At 74.0% G+C, this 19,630-nt stretch carries 18 protein-coding genes; 12 read left to right on the forward strand and 6 right to left on the reverse strand.

What is annotated here, in order from left to right:
* Positions 1–11 precede the first annotated feature (11 nt).
* On the reverse strand, positions 12–1,685 hold the full coding sequence (locus FGW31_RS02315; RefSeq protein ID WP_142191603.1) for an FAD-binding dehydrogenase: 1,674 nt from the start codon (positions 1,683–1,685) through the stop codon (positions 12–14).
* A gap of 17 nt (positions 1,686–1,702) precedes the next feature.
* Positions 1,703–2,311 carry a TetR/AcrR family transcriptional regulator gene (locus tag FGW31_RS02320; RefSeq protein ID WP_142191604.1) on the reverse strand — a complete coding sequence of 203 codons (609 nt, stop codon included), beginning with the start codon at positions 2,309–2,311 and terminating at the stop codon, positions 1,703–1,705.
* A gap of 146 nt (positions 2,312–2,457) precedes the next feature.
* On the opposite strand from FGW31_RS02320, the gene FGW31_RS02325 reads away from it, so the two are divergent.
* The 3 genes from FGW31_RS02325 to FGW31_RS02335 all read left to right on the forward strand — a co-directional run bounded on the left by FGW31_RS02325 (position 2,458) and on the right by FGW31_RS02335 (position 5,228).
* Positions 2,458–3,096 (forward strand): alpha-ketoglutarate-dependent dioxygenase AlkB, encoded by a 639-nt coding sequence (locus tag FGW31_RS02325; RefSeq protein ID WP_142191605.1) that lies wholly within the window; start codon positions 2,458–2,460, stop codon positions 3,094–3,096.
* 111 nt (positions 3,097–3,207) lie between these two features.
* Positions 3,208–3,954: an MBL fold metallo-hydrolase gene (locus FGW31_RS02330; RefSeq protein WP_142191626.1), complete on the forward strand. Its 747-nt coding sequence runs from the start codon at positions 3,208–3,210 to the stop codon at positions 3,952–3,954.
* Between the two features lie 41 nt (positions 3,955–3,995).
* Positions 3,996–5,228 (forward strand): DUF4032 domain-containing protein, encoded by a 1,233-nt coding sequence (locus FGW31_RS02335; protein ID WP_142191606.1) that lies wholly within the window; start codon positions 3,996–3,998, stop codon positions 5,226–5,228.
* A gap of 26 nt (positions 5,229–5,254) precedes the next feature.
* Here FGW31_RS02335 and FGW31_RS02340 read toward each other — a convergent pair whose 3' ends face one another.
* Positions 5,255–6,127, reverse strand: coding sequence for a universal stress protein (locus FGW31_RS02340; protein WP_142191607.1), 873 nt, complete (start codon positions 6,125–6,127; stop codon positions 5,255–5,257).
* A gap of 202 nt (positions 6,128–6,329) precedes the next feature.
* Here FGW31_RS02340 and FGW31_RS02345 point away from each other — a divergent pair, with 202 nt between their 5' ends.
* From FGW31_RS02345 to FGW31_RS02375, 7 genes are all read left to right on the forward strand, one after another.
* Positions 6,330–8,006 (forward strand): NAD(P)/FAD-dependent oxidoreductase, encoded by a 1,677-nt coding sequence (locus FGW31_RS02345; protein ID WP_142191608.1) that lies wholly within the window; start codon positions 6,330–6,332, stop codon positions 8,004–8,006.
* Positions 8,003–9,484, forward strand: a complete 1,482-nt coding sequence (locus FGW31_RS02350) for an ATP-binding protein (RefSeq protein ID WP_142191609.1) — start codon at positions 8,003–8,005, stop codon at positions 9,482–9,484. The genes FGW31_RS02345 and FGW31_RS02350 overlap by 4 nt, the downstream gene beginning before the upstream one ends.
* On the forward strand, positions 9,481–9,834 hold the full coding sequence (locus tag FGW31_RS02355) for a UBP-type zinc finger domain-containing protein (RefSeq protein ID WP_142191610.1): 354 nt from the start codon (positions 9,481–9,483) through the stop codon (positions 9,832–9,834). The genes FGW31_RS02350 and FGW31_RS02355 overlap by 4 nt, the downstream gene beginning before the upstream one ends.
* Before the next feature lie 103 nt (positions 9,835–9,937).
* On the forward strand, positions 9,938–11,362 hold the full coding sequence (locus tag FGW31_RS02360; RefSeq protein ID WP_142191611.1) for a CAP domain-containing protein: 1,425 nt from the start codon (positions 9,938–9,940) through the stop codon (positions 11,360–11,362).
* 73 nt (positions 11,363–11,435) lie between these two features.
* Positions 11,436–12,113: an AIM24 family protein gene (locus tag FGW31_RS02365; RefSeq protein WP_142191612.1), complete on the forward strand. Its 678-nt coding sequence runs from the start codon at positions 11,436–11,438 to the stop codon at positions 12,111–12,113.
* A 79-nt stretch (positions 12,114–12,192) separates the two neighbouring features.
* Positions 12,193–13,152: a threonine/serine dehydratase gene (locus FGW31_RS02370; RefSeq protein ID WP_142191613.1), complete on the forward strand. Its 960-nt coding sequence runs from the start codon at positions 12,193–12,195 to the stop codon at positions 13,150–13,152.
* Between the two features lie 107 nt (positions 13,153–13,259).
* A complete protein-coding gene (locus tag FGW31_RS02375; RefSeq protein ID WP_182674421.1) occupies positions 13,260–14,846 on the forward strand; it encodes a serine/threonine protein kinase in 1,587 nt (528 codons plus the stop codon).
* A gap of 64 nt (positions 14,847–14,910) precedes the next feature.
* Here FGW31_RS02375 and FGW31_RS02380 read toward each other — a convergent pair whose 3' ends face one another.
* Complete coding sequence (locus tag FGW31_RS02380; protein ID WP_142191615.1) at positions 14,911–16,386, reverse strand: serine hydrolase domain-containing protein; 1,476 nt, start codon at positions 16,384–16,386, stop codon at positions 14,911–14,913.
* A gap of 73 nt (positions 16,387–16,459) precedes the next feature.
* Here FGW31_RS02380 and FGW31_RS02385 point away from each other — a divergent pair, with 73 nt between their 5' ends.
* The gene (locus FGW31_RS02385) at positions 16,460–17,431 is read left to right on the forward strand and encodes an LLM class F420-dependent oxidoreductase (protein ID WP_142191616.1); all 972 of its coding nucleotides are present in this window, start codon (positions 16,460–16,462) and stop codon (positions 17,429–17,431) included.
* Positions 17,432–17,537: 106 nt separating this feature from the next.
* A complete protein-coding gene (locus FGW31_RS02390; RefSeq protein ID WP_142191617.1) occupies positions 17,538–17,960 on the forward strand; it encodes an SsgA family sporulation/cell division regulator in 423 nt (140 codons plus the stop codon).
* A gap of 39 nt (positions 17,961–17,999) precedes the next feature.
* Here FGW31_RS02390 and FGW31_RS02395 read toward each other — a convergent pair whose 3' ends face one another.
* Positions 18,000–18,497: a DUF6328 family protein gene (locus FGW31_RS02395; protein ID WP_142191618.1), complete on the reverse strand. Its 498-nt coding sequence runs from the start codon at positions 18,495–18,497 to the stop codon at positions 18,000–18,002.
* Between the two features lie 91 nt (positions 18,498–18,588).
* Entirely contained in the window at positions 18,589–19,572 is a 984-nt protein-coding gene (locus tag FGW31_RS02400) for an aldo/keto reductase (RefSeq protein WP_142191619.1), read from the reverse strand.
* Positions 19,573–19,630 lie beyond the last annotated feature (58 nt).

Genomic DNA, 19,630 nt, shown 5'->3' on the forward strand with positions numbered 1-19,630 from the left:
GGCCGCGCGCGTCACGCCGTCCGGTCGGCCGCGGCCCGGCCCGCCGCACGGCCGGAGAAGAGGCAGCCGCCGAGGAAGGTGCCCTCCAGGGCGTTGTAGCCGTGGAGCCCGCCGCCGCCGAAGCCCGCCACCTCGCCCGCCGCGTACAGTCCCTCGACCGGGCTGCCGTCGGCGCCGAGGACGCGGGAGTCGAGGTCGGTCTGGATGCCGCCGAGCGTCTTGCGGGTGAGGATGTGCAGCTTGACGCCGATCAGCGGGCCGGCCGCCGGATCGAGGATGCGGTGCGGTGCGGCGACGCGGCCCAGCCGGTCGCCGAGGTAGCGGCGGGCGTTGCGGATTCCCTGTATCTGGGCGTCCTTGCTGTAGGCGTTGGCCAGTTGCAGGTCGCGGGCCTCGATCTGGCGCCGGAGGGTGCCCGCGTCGAGCAGGGGTTCGTCGGTGAGGGCGTTCATCTTCCCGACCAGTTCCTCCAGGGTCGCGGCGGTGACGAAGTCCGCGCCGTTGCGCAGGAAGGCGTCCACCGGTCCGGGGGCGCCCTTGCCCAGGACCCGTTCGCGCAGGAACCCGGCCCGGTCCTTGGCGGTGATGTCGGGGTTCTGCTCGGAGCCCGACAGAGCGAACTCCTTCTCGATGATCTTCTGGGTGAGGACGAACCAGGAGTGGTCGTAGCCGGCGATGTCCTCGGTGGTGCGCAGGTACCGCAGCGTGCCGAGGGTGTCGTAGCCGGGCAGGCACGGGTCGGGCAGGCGGCGGCCGAGGGCGTCGAACCACAGGGAGGACGGTCCGGGCAGGATGCGGATGCCGTGGCCGGGCCAGACGGGGTCCCAGTTGCGCAGGCCCTCGGTGTAGTGCCACATGCGGTCCCGGTTGACCAGCCGGGCGCCCGCGCGGGCGCTGATGTCCAGCATCCGCCCGTCGACGTGGGCCGGGACGCCGGTGACCATCGCGCGGGGCGGGGTGCCCAGCCGCTCGGGCCAGTACCGGCGGACGATGTCGTGGTCGGCGCCGATGCCGCCGCTGGTGACGATCACGGCCTGGGCGGTGAGTTCGAACGCGCCGACCGCCTCGCGGCTGGAGGCGACGCCGCGCGGCGCGTTGTCCTCGGCCAGCACGGTGCCGCGGACGCCGCTCGCCGTGCCGCCGTCCACGACCAGTTCGTCGACGCGGTGTCGGTGGTGGAAGGTGAGCAGTCCGTCGCGCGAGGCCTGCCGGGCGTGGCGGACGAACGGTTCCACGACGCCGGTGCCGGTGCCCCACGCGATGTGGAAGCGCGGCACGGTGTTGCCGTGGCCGTCGGCGCGCAGGTCGCCGCGCTCCGCCCAGCCGACGGTGGGCAGGAAGGTGATGCCGTGGCCGGTCAGCCAGGAGCGCTTCTCCCCCGCCGCCCATTCGACGTAGGCGCGGGCCCAGCGCACCGCCCAGCTGTCCTCGTCGTCGAGCCGGTCGAAGGCCGCGCTGCCCCGCCAGTCGTTCCAGGCGAGGTCGACGGAGTCCTTGATGCCCAGGCGCCGCTGTTCCGGTGAGTCCACCAGGAACAGTCCGCCGAAGGACCAGAAGGCCTGGCCGCCGAGGTTGGCGGCGTTCTCCTGGTCGACCAGGGCGACCCTGCGGCCCCTGCTGGTCAGCTCGTGGGCCGCGACCAGGCCGGCGAGGCCCGCTCCGACGACGATGACGTCGGCATCCATGGCGACCGTCCCTTCCTTCATCCGGTGAGCAGCGCGGTCAGCAGTTGTTTCAGCCAGGCCCGGGCGCGTACGACGTCCCGGTCCAGCAGCAGTTGGGTGGTGACGCCGTCGTAGGCGGCGACCACGGCGTGCGCGGCGCCCTCGGCGTCGCCGAGGACCGCGGGCAGCGCGGCGCGGCCGTCGGCCCGGGCCAGCCGGTCGGCGATGGCGCCCCGCAGCCGCGCGCGGTGCTCCAGCAGGGCGCCCGCCACCTCGGGGTCGCGGGCGGCGTGCACCAGGAAGTCGGTCTTGACCAGCAGCCAGTCGCGGTCGAGCAGCAGCACCTCGGTGACGCGGTCGACGGCGGCGGGCACGTCGAGGCCGGGTCCGTCCTGGGCGAGCGCCGCGGAGACCTGTTCCGCGATGAGTTCGGCGTGCTCGGCGTAGAGGGCGAAGAACAGTTCGTCGAGTCCGGTGAAGTTGGAGTAGAAGGCGCCCCGGGTGTAGCCGGCCGCCTCGCAGATCTCCTCGATCGAGACGTGCCCGAAGCCCTTGGCGGCGAAGACGGTGAAGGCGGCGTCCAGGAGGTTCGCGCGCGTGCGCAGCCGGCGCCTGGTGACGCGCCCGGCCCTTCCGTCCACCGCCATGTTCCGCTCCTCGTTCGATACAGCAACGTATCCGATACACCAATGTATCGAACAGGCCCGAGGCCGGGTTTTCCCGCAGGGCCGGGCGACGGGACCCGTCACACTCGATCTAGAACAGACATTCGATTCAGGAGTACGCTGGTCCCATGACCACGCACCACCCCCGGGCGTTGCAGGGATCGCTCTTCGACCAGGACGACGAGCTGCGGCTCGGCCCGCTCGACGCGGTGCGCCGCACCGTGCTGGGCCGCGGCGCCTGGATCGACGTGCTGCCGGGCTGGCTCAGCGGGTCCGGGGCACTGTTCGAGCACCTGGCCGCGCACGTCCCGTGGCGGGCGGAGCGGCGCCAGATGTACGACCACGTCGTGGACGTGCCCCGGCTGCTCTCGTACTACGGCGCGGACGACCCGCTGCCGCACCCGGTGCTGGCCGAGGCGCGCGCCGCGCTCAGCGCGCACTACGCCGGCGAGCTGGGCGAGCCGTTCGCCACGGCCGGGCTGTGCTACTACCGCGACGGCCGGGACAGCGTCGCCTGGCACGGCGACCGGATCGGGCGGGGCGCCCGCGAGGACACGATGGTCGCCATCCTCTCCGTGGGTGCGCCCCGTGACCTGCTGCTGCGCCCGGCGGGCGGCGGCGACACCGTGCGCCGCCCGCTGGGCCACGGCGACCTCATCGTGATGGGCGGCTCCTGCCAGCGCACCTGGGAGCACGCCGTCCCCAAGAGCACCCGCGCCACCGGCCCCCGGATCAGCATCCAGTTCCGCCCGCACGGCGTGAACTGACCCGGCGTCCGCGCCCGTCCGGCGGTCTGCTTTCCTTCTCCTCCCGGGACGGGAACGACGCAACTCCTCCCGGCACTCCCCTCGGGACGGACGACGGAGCGCGGCACGATGATGCGAGCAGCGGTGCGACAGGTCGCGGACGGCACCTATCTGGTGCACGGGCCCAGTACCAACTGGGTGATCCTGACCGAGGGCGACGCGGTCACGCTGATCGACACCGGCTACCCCGGCGACCGGGAACGGCTGCTCGACTCACTGGCGCAGGTGGGGAGTTCACCGGAGGCGGTGACGGCCGTGCTGATCACCCACGCCCACAACGACCACCTGGGCTCCGCCCAGTACCTGCGCGCCGCCCACGGCACGCCGGTCCTCACCCACGAGGCCGAAGTGCCGCACGCCCGGCGGGACTTCCTGCACCAGGTGGGCGTCGGCCGGGTACTGCGCAACGCCTGGCGTCCCGGTGTGGCGCCCTGGGCGGTGCACGCCCTGCGGGCCGGCGGGACGGCCGACGTCGCGGTCGGCACGCCCGGGCCGTTCCCCGCGCCGGGCCCGCTCGACCTGCCCGGCCGGCCGGTGCCCGTGCACACGCCCGGGCACACCGGCGGCCACTGCGCCTTCCACCTGCCCGGCGTCGGCGCGGTGGTGTCCGGCGACGCGCTGGTGAGCGGTCACCCCACCTCCCGTGTCCGGGGTCCGCAGCTGCTGCCGGACATGTTCCACCACGAGCGGGCGGCCGCCCTGGAGTCGCTGGACGTCCTGGCGACGCTCCACGGCGACCTGCTGCTGCCGGGCCACGGGCCCCTGCACGAGGGGTCCGTGGCGGACGCGGCGCTGCTGGCGCGGGAGCGGGCGCAATAGGGTGAGGTGAGGACCGCCCACGAGACGAGGACACCCGAGCCATGGCACTGCAGATCAACGCCACCAACCCGGAGCATCCCGCGCTCCTGTTGGAACTGCCGTGGCACCTGCCGCTGGAGGAGTGGCCGGACCGGTACCTGGTGCCGCTGCCGCGCGGCATCTCCCGGCACGTGGTGCGCTACGCGCGCGCCGGCGACGAGGTGATCGCGGTGAAGGAACTCGCCCAGCGGCCCGCGCTGCGCGAGTACGAACTGCTGCGCGACCTGGACCGGATCGGCATCCCGGCGGTTGACCCGCTCGCCGTGGTCACCGGCCGCACCGACACCGCGGGCGAGCCCCTGGAGAGCGTCCTGATCACCCGGCACCTGGGCGGCTCGATGCCGTACCGGTCGATGTTCGAGACGACGCTGCGCCCGGCGACCATGCACCGGCTGATGGACGCGCTCGCGGTGCTGCTGGTGCGGCTGCACCTCGCCGGGTTCGCGTGGGGCGACTGCTCGCTGTCGAACACGCTGTTCCGGCGGGACGCGGGCGCCTACGCCGCCTACCTCGTGGACGCCGAGACCGGCGACCTGCACCCCGAACTCAGCGTCGGCCAGCGCGAGTACGACCTGGATCTGGCGCGCGTCAACATCAGCGGCGAGCTGCTGGACCTGGAGGCGTCCGGGGCGCTGCACCCCTCCGTCGACCCGATCGAGTTCGGCACCGAGATCTGCGGCCGCTACCAGAGCCTGTGGCAGGAGCTGACCCGCACCTCCGTGTACCCGGCGGGCAAGTACCACTACATCGAGCGCCGCATCCGCCGCCTCAACGACCTCGGTTTCGACGTGGCCGAGATGCAGATCGAGCACGCCTCCAACGGCGACACGGTCACCTTCGTGCCGAAGGTCGTCGACGCCGGCCACCACCAGCGGCAGCTGCTGCGCCTGACCGGCCTGGACGCCGAGGAGAACCAGGCCAGGCGGCTGCTGAACGACCTGGAGAGCTGGATGGCCACCCAGGACGACTACGCCCCGAACGATCCCCTGGGCGCCCGTCCCGAGGTCCTCGCCCACCGCTGGGTGCGGGAGGTGTTCCGGCCCACCGTGCGGGCCGTGCCGCCGGAGCTGCGCGGCCCGATGGATCCCGCGGAGATCTACCACGAACTCCTGGAGCACCGCTGGTACCTGTCCGAGCGGGCGCAGCACGACATCGGGCTCGACACGGCCGTCGAGGACTACATCAGGAACATCCTGCCGAAGGTCCGCGAGTCCCTGCGGCCGACCACCGACTGACGCCGCCGGGCCCCGGGCGTTCCCGCTCAGGCGGGCGGCACGACCGCCACCGGGCAGTCGGCGTGGTGCAGGACGCCGTGCGCCACGGAGCCGATCCGGGCGCCCACGGCCGTACGGCGGGCGCGGCGGCCGACGACCATCAGCTGGGCGGTGCCCGCCACCGACAGCAGCACCTGGCCGGCGCTGCCCATCTCCACGTGCTCCACCACGTGGACGTCCGGGTAGCGCTCCCGCCACGGCGCGAGCGCCGCCGCCAGGCCCTTGCGCTCGAACGGCTCCAGACCGCCCGCCTCGTCGAGGAGCTGGAGCGAGGCGGGGCTGTAGGCGAACACCGGCGGCAGGGTCCAGGCCCGCACCGCGCGCACGGTGGCGCCGCGCCGGGCGGCGGTCTCGAAGGCGAAGCCGAGCGCGGCGGCGCTGTCCTCGGGCCGGCCCTCCTGCCCGACGACGATCTCGTGCCCGGAGACCTCGTTCGACGGCCGGTCACCGGCGCGGACCAGCACCACCGGCCGCGCGGCGTCCACGATCACCTGCTGGCCGACCGAACCGACCAGGAACCCCACGATCGGCCCGTGTCCGCGCGAGCCGAGCACCAGCATCTCCGCGTCCGCGGCGGCCCCGGTCAGCGTGTCCACGGCGTCGCCCTCCAGGACGTCCACGGTGACGGCGAGATCCGGGTGCCGTTCGCGGACGGCGTGCACCGCCGACTCGGCCGACTCGCGCACCCACCGCTCCTGGGTCGCGCGGTCGCCGGTGTCCACCGCGTCGTGCTCCTCGACCCGCCAGGCGTGCACCACCCTGAGCGGCAGTCCCCGGCGGACCGCCTCCCGTGCCGCCCAGGCCAGCGCGTCGAGGCTCTGCTCGGTTCCGTCGATCCCTGCCGTGATCGGGCGCGTCATGCGGCTGTCCTCCCGGGGGTCGTGTCTCTTCCGCGTGGTCCAGTCTTCCCCACGGGCCCGCGGTGACTCGGCAGCCGCGGTGCGGCGGCCACCGTGGCCGAGCGCGCGGGCACGAACAGCCATACGATGGCCGGGGCCGGCGCGGCCTCGGACGCATCGGGCCCGCCGTGCCGTGGGACCGAACGCAGGACGTGGGGGACGTATGGCACAGGCCGCCGACACGGCACGGACCGTCATCATGACCGTGGACGACGACCCCGGGGTGTCCCGCGCCGTGGCCCGGGACCTCAGGCGGCGCTACGGGGCGTCGTACCGGATCGTGCGCGCGGAGTCCGGGGAGTCCGCGCTGGACGCGCTGCGCGAGCTGAAGCTGCGCGGCGACGCGGTGGCCGTGATCCTCGCCGACTACCGGATGCCGCGCATGAACGGCATCGAGTTCCTCGAACAGGCCATGGACATCCACCCGGGCGCGCGCCGGGTGCTGCTGACCGCGTACGCGGACACCGACGCGGCGATCGACGCGATCAACGTGGTGGACCTCGACCACTACCTGCTCAAGCCGTGGGACCCGCCGGAGGAGAAGCTCTACCCGGTCGTCGACGACCTGCTGGACGCCTGGCGGTCGAGCGACCACCGCCCCGTGCCCAGCACCAAGGTGGTCGGCCACCGCTGGTCGGCGCGCTCCTCGGACGTACGGGAGTTCCTGGCCCGCAACCAGGTGCCCTACCGCTGGTACTCGTCCGAGGAGCCGGAGGGCAGACGGCTGCTGGCCGCCGCGGGCGAGGACGGGACGCGGCTGCCGGTGGTGATCACACCGGACGGGACGCCGTTGGTGGAACCGGAGGCCGTGGACCTCGCCGCCCGGGTCGGACTGGAGACGACCCCGACGGCCGACTTCTACGACCTGGTGGTGATCGGCGGCGGCCCGGCGGGGCTCGGCGCGGCGGTGTACGGGGCCTCGGAAGGGCTGCGGACGGTGCTGGTGGAACGGTCGGCGACCGGCGGGCAGGCCGGCCAGAGCTCGCGCATCGAGAACTACCTCGGCTTCCCCGACGGGGTGTCGGGGGCCCAGCTCACCGAGCGGGCGCGCCGGCAGGCGGCGAAGTTCGGCGCCGAGATCCTCACCGCGCGCGAGGTGACGGGTCTGGAGGTCAACGGCTCCGCCCGGATCGTACGGTTCTCCGACGGCTCGGCGGTCGCCGCGCACAGCGTCATCCTGGCGACCGGGGTGAGCTACCGGCAGTTGGCGGCGCCGGGCTGCGACGAGCTCAACGGCTGCGGCGTGTTCTACGGTTCGGCGCTGACCGAGGCCGCCGCCTGCCAGGGCCACGACGTGTACGTCGTCGGCGGCGCCAACTCGGCCGGGCAGGCCGCGATGTACCTGGCCCGGTTCGCGAAGTCGGTGACGCTGCTGGTGCGCGGGCCGGACCTGTCGGCGTCGATGTCGCACTACCTGATCCGGCAGATCGAGCAGGCGCCGAACATCTCGGTGCGGTGCGGCACGGTCGTCGAGGGCGCGCACGGCGACGGCCGGCTGCGGCAGCTGACGTTGCGCGACACGGCCGGCGGGCGCAGTGAACTCGTGGACGCGCAGTGGTTGTTCGTGTTCATCGGCGCCGCCCCGCTGACCGGCTGGCTGGACGGGACGGTGCTGCGGGACGAGCGCGGTTTCATCCTCGCCGGGCCCGATCTGACCGCCGACGGGCGGCCGCCCGCGGGGTGGGAACTGGACCGGCCGCCGTACCACCTGGAGACCAACGTGCCCGGGGTGTTCGTCGCGGGCGACGCCCGCGCGGAGTCCGCCAAGCGGGTCGCGTCCGCCGTCGGAGAGGGAGCCATGGCCGTGATGCTCGTCCACCGGTATCTGGAGCAGTCGTGAGCGGGCGGCCCCTGCCGTGCAGCCCGCGGGAGATCGGCTCGCTGTTCCTGTTCGAGAAGCTCGCTCCCGAGCAGCTCGGACGGCTGTGCGCCGAGGGCCGCGTGGAGGGCTTCGGCCCCGGGCCCGTGTACGCCGAGGGCGAGCCCGCCACGTGCTTCTACGTGATGCTGGAGGGCACGGTCGTGCTGTCCCGCCGGGTCGGCGGCGACGACGTGGAGGTCAGCCGCACCTCCCAGCGCGGCGTGTACGCGGGAGCCATGCAGGCCTACCTCGGGGACCGGGTGCGGCAGGTCTACAACATCTCGATGCGGGTGACCGAGCCGACGCGGTTCTTCGTGCTGCCCGCGGACACGTTCGCGAGCATCATGCAGGAGTGGTTCCCGATGGCGGTCCACCTCCTGGAGGGGCTGTTCTTCGGTTCGAAGAGCACCCAGCGGGCGATCGGGCAGCGGGAGCGGCTGCTGGCGCTCGGCTCGTTGTCGGCGGGGCTGACGCACGAGCTGAACAACCCGGCCGCGGCGGCCGTACGGGCCACCGCGACGCTGCGTGAACGCGTGGGCAAGATGCGGCACAAGCTGCGCATGATCTCCGCGGGCACCTACGACCGCGAGACGCTGGCGAACCTGATCGAGTTCCAGGAGCGCACCGCCGAACGCGTCGCCAAGGCGCCCGTGCTCGGCCCCCTGGAGGCCGCGGACCGTGAGGACGCGCTCTCCGACTGGCTGGACGACCACGGCATCACCGAGGGCTGGCGGATCGCGCCGGTCTTCGTGCAGGCCGGGCTCGACTCGGACTGGCTGGAGCAGATCGCCGCCGCCGTGGACGAGGAGACCCTTCCGGGAGCGATCGGCTGGATCGGCTACACCGTCGAGACCGAGCTGCTGATGGACGAGATTGCCGACTCCACGAACCGCATCTCGCACCTGGTGGACGCCGCCAAGCAGTACTCGCAGCTCGACCGCGCCCCGTTCCAGGTCGCCGACGTGCACGAACTCCTCGACAGCACCCTGCTGATGCTGTCCGGGAAGACCGGTCCGCGGATCAAGGTGGTCAAGGAGTACGACCGCACGCTGCCGCGCATCCCGGCGTACCCGGCGGAGCTGAACCAGGTGTGGACCAACCTGATCGACAACGCGGTCGCCGCCATGCGCGGCCCGGACGGCCAGGACGCCGAGGGCACGCTGACGGTGCGCACCGCACGGGACCACGACCGGCTGCTGGTGGAGTTCCGCGACACCGGTGCGGGCATCCCGGCGGAGGTCCGCGACCGGGTCTTCGACCCGTTCTTCACCACCAAACCGGTCGGCGAGGGCACCGGGCTGGGCCTGGACATCTGCTGGCGGATCGTGGTCGACAAGCACCACGGGAGCCTGCACTTCGAGTCCGAGCCGGGCGACACCCGCTTCCAGGTGCTGCTCCCGCTCACCGCCCCGGCCCCCGACGACGCACCCGACGGCATCCCCGAGGAGTCCGCATGACCGGTGAGCACGCCATCGACCCCCGCATCCCGCCGACCGGCCCCGGCTGCGCCGACTGCGACGCGGCCGGCGGGTGGTGGTTCCATCTGCGGCGCTGCGCGCAGTGCGGACACGTCGGCTGCTGCGACAGCTCGCCCGGGCAGCACGCCACGGCGCACTACCGGGCCACCGGGCATCCGGTGGTGCGCAGTTACGAGCCGGGCGAGGACTGGTTCTGGAACTACGCCACCGACGCACTGCACGAGTCCGGTCACGAACTCGCCCCGCCCCTGAGCCACCCGGCCGACCAGCCGTCGCCCGGCCCGGCCGGCCGGGTCCCCGAGGACTGGGCGCGGGCGCTGCACCGCTGAGCCGCCGCCGCGACCGCGCGCACGTCGGGAACCCCGGCGTACCGCTCCTCGTTGTCCGGACACACCCTCACCGGTGGGTGGACGACGACATCAGGGCGGCGTGATGAGCGACTTGGTCCCCGGCGGCAACCTGCCCCTGCCGGGCGGTGCCGTGACCGTCCGGGTGCCCGGGCCGTTCGACGTCTCCGCGCTGATCACGGACGACGGTGGAAAGGTGCGCGACGACGCGGACTTCGTGTTCTACAACCAGCCGGCCGCCCCGGGAGCCCGGCTCGCCGGTGACACGCTCACCGTCGACCCGCCGTCGCTGCGCCCCGGCGCCACCCGGGTCACGGTGGCCGTCAGCGCCGCCGAACCCGGCACCCCGCTGAGTGCCCTGCCCGCGCCCGTCCTCCGGGTCGCCGACGCCGGCGGGCGCCCGCTGGCCCGGTTCGCCCCGCCCCGCCCCCGGCAGGAGACCGTGCTGCTCCTCGCGGAGGTCTACCGGCGCGGCACCGGCTGGAAACTGCGCGCGCTGGGCCAGGGGTACGCCGACGGACTGGCCGGACTCGCCCGGGACTTCGGCGTGGACGTGGAGGACGACGGTGCGGCCGCCGGCGGGACGGCACCGGCCGTGGCGGGACCACCGGGTGCGCCGGGCGTACCGGGCCCGCCGGGCACGGTGGCCGCACCCGCACGACCGGTGCCCCCGCCGCGCCCCGCCGTCCCGCCGCGCCCCGTGGCGCCGCCACCGCCCGCCTCCCCCGCGCCCGCCGGTGACGGCTTCTTCGAGCTGGTCAACTCCGCCCGGGCCGCGGCCGGTTCCCCGCCGGTCACCCATGACGCGCGGCTGGCCGACGCGGCCCGGGAGCACGCCGCCATGATGGCGCGGGGCGGGAGCCTCGGCGTGGAGGGCGTGGACGGTGTCTCGGTGTACCAGCGCGTCGTCGCCGCCGGATACCCGTACCTGGCCGTCGGCGAGCACCTGGTCTCCGGCCCGCTCACCGTCTCCGCGTTCGTCGACCACTGTCTGCGCCACGACACGGCCCGGCGCACCGTGTGCGACCCGGCGTTCACGCACGCCGCGCTGGCGGGCGCCGGCGGCGGCGGGTTCGGGGACACCTACTGGACGGCGCTGTGGGCCGGTCCGCTCACCCCGGAGGGCCTGGACCGCACGGCCGCCGAGGTCGTCGACCTCACCAACCGGGAGCGCGCGCGGGCCGGGCTGCCGCTCCTGTCCCGCGATCCCCTGCTGACCACGGCCGCCCAGGCGCACAGCGCCGACATGGTGGCCCGCGACTTCTACTCCCACACCGCGCCCGACGGCAGCCGGCCCTGGGACCGGGCCGCCGCGGCGGGCTCCACGCGCCGCACCATCGGCGAGAACATCGCCTGCGGCCAGCGCTCGGCCGCCGAGGTCGTCCAGGGCTGGATGAACAGCCCCGGTCACCGCGCCAACATCCTCAAGGCCGACTTCACCCACATCGGCGTCGGTTTCGCGGGCGGCGGCCGGGCGGGCACGTACTGGACGCAACTCCTCGGCGCCTGACGGGAGCCGGCCGAGTACCCGGCGAAGTCGGGCGGTCCTGGCGGAAGCCGGGGCTCCGGGCGAGGATGCCTCCATGAAGGGTGACCTGTTTTCCAGTCGGCACATGATCCGGCCCGCCACGGCGCCGGGCATGACGGTCGAGAACACCAAGTGCGTCCGCTACACGGTCGACGGCGAGATGCTCGCCCGCCAGGGCGCGATGATCGCCTACCGCGGGAACCTGCAGTTCGAACGCAAGGGCCAGGGCGTGGGCGGCATGCTCAAGCGCGCGGTGACCGGCGAGGGGCTGCCGCTGATGGCGGTGCGCGGACAGGGCGAGGCCTGGTTCGCTCACGAGGCGCAGAACTGCTTCGTCGTGGAGGTCGAGTCCGGTGACGAGTTCACCGTCAACGGCCGCAACGTGCTGTGCTTCGACGCCACGCTGTCGTACCGCATCGCCACGGTGAAGGGCGCCGGCATCACCGGTGGCGGCCTGTTCAACAGCGTGTTCAGCGGGCACGGCCGGCTGGGACTGGTCTGCGAGGGCGAGCCGCTCGTCATCCCGGTGTCGCCGCAGTACCCGGTCCACGTGGACACGGACGCGATCGTCGGCTGGACCGCCGGCCTGACCACCTCGCTGCACCGGTCGCAGTCACTGGGCTCGATGCTGCGCGGCGGGTCGGGCGAGGCCGTGCAGCTGATGCTGCAGGGTGAGGGCCATGTCGTCGTCCGGCCCAGTGAGGCGACGCCGCAGAAGGCCCAGCAGCACTGAACGATGTTGACCTCGGCCGGGGCGCGGGTCAGGGTGGGTCCGGGCACGGATCACGCCCCGTGCCGGAGAGGTGGCAGTCGTGATCGAGATCGCCGGCATCGAAACCGCGGCCGAGCGGATCGCCGGACATGTGGTGCGGACGCCGACCGTGCCGAGCCCCGGGCTGTCGGCGCTGCTCGGCGTCCCGGTCACGGCCAAGCTGGAACTGCTGCAGCGCACCGGTTCGTTCAAGGTGCGCGGTGCGGCGGCGAAGCTGTTGTCGCTGGGCGAGGCCGAGCGGGCCGCCGGGGTCGTCGCGGTCAGCGGCGGCAACCACGGCATCGCGCTGGCGGTCATGGCCGCCGCCCTCGATGTGAAGGCCACCGTCGTGATGCCCCGTTCGGCGCCGGCGCGGGCCGTGGAGATCGCGGAGTCGGCCGGCGCGTCGGTGCGGCTCACCGACGACATGGACGGCGCCTTCGACCTGACGGCCCGGCTCCGAGAGGAAGGGCTGACCCTGGTCCACCCCTTCGACGACCCGGTGGTGATCGCCGGACAGGGCACGGTGGGCCTGGAGTTCGCCGCGGACGCCGGTGAACTGACCGACGTGCTGGTGAGCATCGGGGGCGGCGGGCTGATCTCCGGGGTGGCGGCGGCGCTGCGGGCCCTGCGGCCCGGGGTGCGGATCTGGGGCGTGGAGACGGAGGGCGCGCAGGCGATGTCGCAGGCGCTGGCGGCGGGCGGCCCGGTCCCCGTGAAGCTGACGTCGATCGTCTCCACGCTCAGCGCCCCCGCCGTGTCGCGGCTGACGTACGAGCATGTCTCGGCGCTGGTCCACGAGGTGCTGGTGGTGCCGGACCGGGAGGCGGTGCGGGGCTCGCTCGACCTGGCGGACCACGCCAAGGTGTGGGCGGAGCCGGCCGCCGGCTGTCTGCTGCCCGCCGCGCGGCGGGTGCTGGAGCGGGTCGGTGAGGGTGCGCGGCTCGGGCTGGTGGTGTGCGGCGGCAACGCCACCACCGGCGACATGATCGCCTGGGCGGAGCACTTCCGGCTGCGCTGACCGTCGCGGCCGCCGGGACGGATCCGGGCCGCCTCGTTGAACGGGCCCCGCCTCTCCCCCGTACCTCCGGGGTGCAGGGTCGAGCAGCGGTGCGACGAGGGATGGCCATGGGCAGGGCGCACGTCTCCACGGACCGGCCGGTCGCCGGACGGTTCCGGCCGGTCGAGATCACCCACCGCGAGACCAACCGCGTCCGCTGGTACGCCGACGACCTGCGGACGGGCCGCCCGTTCCTGGTCACCCGGATCGGGCTCCCGCCCGACGCCGGTGACGCCGTGCGCCGCGCGCCGTCCCGTGTCCTGCGAACGGCCGGCATCGTGTCCCGGCTGTGCCCTGAGCGGACCGCCACCGTGGTCGAGACGGCCGTGGAGGCGGGTTTCCTGTGGATCGTCACCGCCTGGATCGACGGCACGCCGTTGGACGACGTCCTCGCCGGGGAGGGCGCGTTCGACCCGGTGCGGGCGGCGCGGACCGGGCTGGACCTGCTCGACGTCCTGGACGCCGCGCACGCCGGGGGCCTCACCCATGGCGAGCTGAGCCCCGGCGAGGTCTTCCTGCGCCCGGGCGGCCCGCTCGTCGTCGCCGGGTACGGCCTGACCGGCACCACGCCGGCGCCCCGGCTGACGGCACCGTCGTACGCCGCGCCGGAACAGGCCCGCGGTGAACCCGCCGGGCCGGCCGCGGACCTGTGGGCGCTGGGCGCGATCCTCTACGCGCTGTGCGAGGGCCGTGCCCCGTTCCGGGACCGGGGCCGGTTCGAGGCCACGCTCAGGGGCGTGGACCGGCTGCCGCTTCGCGCGCCCGTGCGGGCCGGGCCGCTCACGCCGGTCGTCCAGGGGCTGCTGTGCAAGGAGGCGCGGGAGCGGCCCACCGGTGCGGCGGTGCGCGAGGCGCTCGCCCGTGTGGTCCGCGAGGACGCCGGTGCCGCCCCGACGGCGGGGCCGGACATCCGGCCGCGCGGCGGGCACTCCCCCGCTCTGCTGTGTGCGGGCCGGGAGGTGAGCAGGCGGGCCGTGGTGCTCGGGGCCGTGCCGGCCGCCGCGGGCGTGGCGGCCCTCGTGCTCGCCGCGACGCGCGGGCTGCCCGGCACCGCGACCGGCACCTCGTCCGGTCCGCCACCGGCCTCGGCGTCCGGGCCGACCGGGTCCGGACCGCCGGACTCCGGGCGGGACGACCCCGAGCCCGGCGGCCGGGGTGCCGCCCCGGCCCCGACCGGCCCGCCGGGGTCGGCGGGCCTCCCGCCCGGCTACCGCACCCTGCACGCTCCGGAGGGCTTCTCCGTCGCGCTGCCCGCGGGCTGGCAGCGGCTGGACACCTCAGGCGTGTCCGGCCTCGCCTACCGCGTCACCTTCGGCGCGGACGACGATCCCCGCCGGCTCGCCGTCACCTACAGCGAGCGCGTCGGGACGGACGCCGTCGCCGTGTGGCGGGACGACGTGGAACCGCTGCTGCGGCGGTCCGGCGGCTACCGGCGGATCGGCGGGATCCGGGCGACGACGTACCGGGGCCGCGAGGCCGCCGACATGGAGTGGTTCACGGCGGCCGACGGCACCCGGGTGCGCACCTTCGGCCGCGGTTTCCTCCTCGGCGGCGGGCGCGGCTTCTCGCTGCGCTGGACGACCCCGGCCGACGGCTGGGCGGAACCCGGGAGCCGGGAGGCGCTGCGGACCTTCCTGCGGACGTTCCGGCCCTGAGCGCCTGTCATGCGGAGCGTGGCGGGGCCGCGGGGTCCGGGCAGGTCCGGCCGAAAGACGCCGGTCAGCGCGGGCCGCGCGGGGCGCGCAGCGCGTGCAGGGGTGCCGCGTGCAGCGGACGGGTGTGCCAGTGCGCGGTGAAGGTGCCGCCGGTGAGGGTACAGGTCACCCGGAGGCGGTGCGGCGTCTCCAGGAACACGGCGTCCACGGCGAGGGTGTCGCCGTCGGTCCAGCCGCCGCTCACGGCCGTGGCCGGATCCCCTTCGGTGACCGTCCAGCCGTGCCCGTCCCGACCGCCTCGGCCGTCGGTCGCGCCGAGCCGCAGGTCCAGCCGCCGTCCGCCGTCGGTGAGGGTGACCGTCCAGCCGCCGTCCGCGTCCTCGGTGACCTCGGCCCCGGTCAGTCCCGGCTGGTCCGCGCACACTCCGCCGTCCGGGGTGAAGACGGCGCCGGACCACTCCCGGGCCCGGTCGCTCGGCACGGGGCCGCCGTCGGCCGGGGGCAGCGCGAGCCGTTCCAGGCGCTCCCGCAGGGCGGCGTCCGCGGCCTGTCGGCCGGGCAGCGGCCCGGGGCGGAACGCGGGCAGGAGGTGCTGCCAGACCAGGTTCAGGTACTCCTGCATCCGCTCGGTCGCGGCCGTCGCGGCGATCACCGCGTCCTGCTCGGGCAGCACCAGGCAGTACTGCCCGTACGCCCCGTCGCCGCGGTAGCCGTGCCGGGACATCCAGAACTGGTGGCCGTAGCCCCGGTCCCAGTCCTGCCGGTCCTGCTCGCCCATCGCCCCGGCGGTCGGTATGTGCGGGCGGGAGGCGCGGGCGACCCATCCCTCGGGCAGCAGCCGCTCGCCCCGCCACACCCCGTCCCGCAGGTAGAGCTGACCCAGCCGCGCGACGGCATCGGTGGTGGCGTGCAGTCCGCTGAAGCCGATCTCGCGGCCGGTGCGGTCCCGCAGCCACCACGCCTCGCCGATGCCGAGCGGCTCGAACAGCCGGGGCCGCAGATAGGCGGTGAGGGACTGGCCGGTGACCCGCTGCACGATCGCGCCGAGCGTGTACGTGGTGGGCTGGTTGTAGGCGAAGACGGTGCCCGGGTCGCGCTGCGGCGGCTGGAGCAGGAACCCCCGCACGGGTTCGGCGGGGTCGGTGCCGTATGCCTCGTCGACGGTCTCGCGTACGTGTCCGCTGGCCATGGACGCGATGTGCCGGACCAGTGTCGCGCGGCTGCGCGGGTCGGTGATGTCGGCCGCGAACTCCGGGAAGTACGACAGCACCGGGGCGTCGAAGTCGATCAGGCCCTCGGCCTCTGCGAGGGCGGCGGCGGTGCCGGTGAAGCTCTTGCTGAGCGAGTACAGCAGCTGGGGACGTCCGGCGGTGTACGGCGCCCACCAACCGGAGGCCACCAGCCGGCCGTGGCGCAGGATCATCAGGCTGTGCGGCTCGATGTCCGGGTCGGCTTCGAGGGCGTCGAGGAAGGCGTGGACGCCGGCGGCGTCGACGCCCCGGTCGGCGGGCGCGGCGGTGGGCAGCGGTCGGACGGTCATGGGGGCATCCTGCCCGGGGCGCGCGGCGGTGATCCCTCGTTTCCCACGGGCCGCGCGCGGGGACCCGGGCGGCATGGTGCGTATCGGATACACGATGATGACCGAGCAGGCCGGGCCGCGGGAGCTGGTCGACCACGTGGTGCGGGCCGAGGCGGCGGGCTTCGACTTCTCGGTGACCTCGGACCACTACTTCCCCTGGCTGCGCACGCAGGGCCACTCGCCGTACGCGTGGAGCGTGCTGGGCGCGGCCGCGCAGGCCACGTCGCGCATTCCGCTCATGACGTACGTGACCTGCCCGACGTTCCGCTACCACCCGGCGGTGGTGGCGCAGAAGGCGGCGACGCTGCAACTGCTGTCGGAGGGCCGGTTCCGGCTGGGGCTCGGCTCGGGCGAGAACCTCAACGAGCACGTGGTGGGCGGCGGCTGGCCGTCGGTGGACGTGCGGCACGAGATGCTCGAGGAGGCGGTGGACATCATCCGGGCGCTGTTCGAGGGCGGGCACGTGAACCACCGGGGCACCCACTTCGACGTCGAGTCGGCCCGGTTGTGGGATCTGCCGGAGCAGCCGCCGCCGATCGGCATCGCGGTGTCCGGTCAGCGGTCCTGCGCCCTCGCCGGCCGGCTCGCCGACCTGGTGATCGCCACCGAGCCGAAGGCGGATCTGCTGGACGCCTTCGACCGGCACGGCGGCCGGGGCAAGCCGCGGGTGGGGCAGCTGCCGGTGTGCTACGACCCCGACCGGGACGCGGCCGTCGAACGCGCCCACTCCCAGTTCCGCTGGTTCGGCAACGGCTGGAAGGTCAATTCCGAACTGCCGCATCCGGACGCCTTCGCGTCGGCGACGCAGTTCGTGCGGCCCGAGGACGTCGCCGGCTCCATTCCGTGCGGCAGTGACCCGGCGGACTTCGTCGAGGCCGTACGCCCGTACGCGGAGGCCGGTTTCACGGAGATCGCGCTGGTGCAGATCGGCGGCGAGTCGCAGCTCCGGTACCTGGACTGGTCGGAGAAGACGCTGCTGCCGGCCCTGCGGGACGCCTTCGGCTGACGCCGGGGGCGGGCCGGGGCGGTGGGTGATTCACCCGTAGGGCTGAGCATCTCGTGGGGATGCGGGGTACTAGAGGGCTCTACGTCGTACTTCCCGGAGGCCCGTAGTGAACTCGTTCGTGCACAAGACCCTGGTGGTGGAGCTCCAGGCGGGCGACACGGATCGCTTCCCCGTGCTCGCCCACCTGAGCTACGACCCGTCCGACCCGTTCGCCGTCACCATCGTCTTCAGTCACGACGGACGGGTCCTGGCGCGCTGGCAGCTGGACCGGGAGATGGTCACCGAGGGGCTGACCCGTCCGGTGGGCATCGGGGACGTGCGGTTGGCGCCGCAGTCCCGTGGCGTGGGCCGGGAGCTGCGGATGGAGTTCCTCGGTGAGGCGCGTGCCGACGGCGGCCGGCACCACGCGGTGGTGTTCGCCTGGGCGGAGACGATCGGCGAGTTCCTGCACGAGACCCGCAGGATGGTGGCGCCGGGTCAGGAGGAGGTCCGGGTCGACGACTTCCTCGCGGACGTGCTCGCCGGGTGAGTCCGGGCCCGGGGCGGACGGCCCCGGGCCCGTCCGCCGTCACCGCGACGTGTGGCGGTACCGGGTCCACATCGGCAGGCCGAACCAGCACAGCAGGTACCAGCACACCACTCCGGTCACCAGGTACGGCACGAAGTCGTCGTCGGTGGCCACCCGCAGGATGAGCAGCAGGGAGGAGCTGGTGGTGGCGAGCAGCAGCAGGAGGCCGAGCAGGGTGAGCCGGGAGGCCCACTGCACCGCCTGCGGTTTGATGCGCCGCCCCGAGACGAGCCGGTGCAGCGACACCGGGCCGATGAGCGCGCCGGTGGCGCAGGCGCCCAGCACGACCGTCACGATGTAGATCGTCTGGTCGGTGTCGGACAGCTTGGCGTACGTCGGGGTGAACACGACCGTCAGCAGGAAACCGAAGAGGATCTGCACGCCCATCTGGGCGACGCGGACCTCCTGGATGAGTTCCTGCCACATCCGGTCCGCTCTCTCCTCCTCGGTCTCGTTGCGTCCCCGGCGCCTGCTCTCGCCCCGCTCCGTGTCCGACACGGTGCCTCCCTGGTGTGCGTCGTCGATACGTCCGCACACCAGGGTTCCCCGAAAGCCGCCGTCCTTGCCGGAAACGGCCGTCCGTCCGCTGCTACCAGCGGTTTTCCACCTGTTCCCGGATCCGCCGCTCGTAGAGGTCCCGGATGGCGTCGAGGGTCGCCCCGGACAGTTCCGGCAGCCGGGCGGCGGCCGCGTTGGCGCGGGCCTGCTCGGGCGAGCGGGCGCCGGGGATGACGGTGGTGACGCCGGGCTGCTGGACGATCCAGCGCAGCGCCAGCTGGGCGGGGGTGTATCCGTCGGGGGCGAGGTCGGCGAACTCGGCGGCGGCCTCGACGCCGGTCGCGTAGTCGACGCCGGAGAACGTCTCGCCCTGGTCGAAGGCCTCGCCGTGCCGGTTGTAGGTGCGGTGGTCGTTCTCGGCGAAGACGGTGTCCTTGGTGTACTTGCCGGAGAGCAGTCCGGAGGCGAGCGGGACGCGGGCGATGATGCCGACGCCGGCCGCTCGGGCGGCGGGCAGCACCTCGCGCAGCGGCTTCATGCGGAACGGGTTGAGGATGATCTGCACGCTTGCCACGTTCGGCCGGGCGATCGCGGTGAGCGCCTCCGCGCAGGTCTCCACGCTGACGCCGTAGGCGGCGATGCGTTCCTCCGCCACCAGGGTGTCGAGGGCGTCGAAGACCTCGTCGGTGGAGTAGACGGGGGTGGGCGGGCAGTGCAGCTGCACCAGGTCGATGCGGTCGACGCCGAGGTTGCGGCGCGAACGGTCGTTCCAGGCGCGGAAGTTGTCCAGGACGTAGTTCTCCGGGATCTGGTCGACCCGGCGGCCCATCTTGGTCGCGACCAGCACGTGCAGGTCGGGCCGTCCGCTCAGGAAGGACGCGATGGTCTGTTCGCTGCGTCCGTCGCCGTAGACGTCGGCGGTGTCGAAGAAGGTGACGCCCGACTCCGCGGCGGCCTCCAGTACCGCGAGGGCCTCCTTGTCGTCGACGTCGCCCCAGTCCGCCCCGAGTTGCCATGTGCCGAGACCGATCACGGAAGCGTGCTGGCCCGACCTGTCGAAAGTGCGCTCGTCCATGGCGTCAGTGTGTCATCCGGCGCGGCGGACCGGCGGGGGGGTCCGCCCCCCCGGCGGC

The organism is Streptomyces calvus, assembly GCF_006782915.1.
GTDB classification, from domain to species: domain Bacteria; phylum Actinomycetota; class Actinomycetes; order Streptomycetales; family Streptomycetaceae; genus Streptomyces; species Streptomyces calvus.

Bases quoted from the DNA above. Each gene is read 5' to 3' on its own strand.
- FGW31_RS02365 (WP_142191612.1), top strand. From the start codon at position 11,436: ATGAAGGGTGACCTGTTTTCCAGTCGGCACATGATCCGGCCCGCCACG.
- FGW31_RS02380 (WP_142191615.1), bottom strand. From the start codon at position 16,386: ATGACCGTCCGACCGCTGCCCACCGCCGCGCCCGCCGACCGGGGCGTC.
- FGW31_RS02355 (WP_142191610.1), top strand. From the start codon at position 9,481: ATGACCGGTGAGCACGCCATCGACCCCCGCATCCCGCCGACCGGCCCC.
- FGW31_RS02325 (WP_142191605.1), top strand. From the start codon at position 2,458: ATGACCACGCACCACCCCCGGGCGTTGCAGGGATCGCTCTTCGACCAG.
- FGW31_RS02400 (WP_142191619.1), bottom strand. From the start codon at position 19,572: ATGGACGAGCGCACTTTCGACAGGTCGGGCCAGCACGCTTCCGTGATC.
- FGW31_RS02330 (WP_142191626.1), top strand. From the start codon at position 3,208: ATGCGAGCAGCGGTGCGACAGGTCGCGGACGGCACCTATCTGGTGCAC.
- FGW31_RS02375 (WP_182674421.1), top strand. From the start codon at position 13,260: ATGGGCAGGGCGCACGTCTCCACGGACCGGCCGGTCGCCGGACGGTTC.
- FGW31_RS02335 (WP_142191606.1), top strand. From the start codon at position 3,996: ATGGCACTGCAGATCAACGCCACCAACCCGGAGCATCCCGCGCTCCTG.
- FGW31_RS02385 (WP_142191616.1), top strand. From the start codon at position 16,460: ATGGTGCGTATCGGATACACGATGATGACCGAGCAGGCCGGGCCGCGG.
- FGW31_RS02360 (WP_142191611.1), top strand. From the start codon at position 9,938: ATGAGCGACTTGGTCCCCGGCGGCAACCTGCCCCTGCCGGGCGGTGCC.
- FGW31_RS02340 (WP_142191607.1), bottom strand. From the start codon at position 6,127: ATGACGCGCCCGATCACGGCAGGGATCGACGGAACCGAGCAGAGCCTC.
- FGW31_RS02345 (WP_142191608.1), top strand. From the start codon at position 6,330: ATGGCACAGGCCGCCGACACGGCACGGACCGTCATCATGACCGTGGAC.
- FGW31_RS02315 (WP_142191603.1), bottom strand. From the start codon at position 1,685: ATGGATGCCGACGTCATCGTCGTCGGAGCGGGCCTCGCCGGCCTGGTC.
- FGW31_RS02320 (WP_142191604.1), bottom strand. From the start codon at position 2,311: ATGGCGGTGGACGGAAGGGCCGGGCGCGTCACCAGGCGCCGGCTGCGC.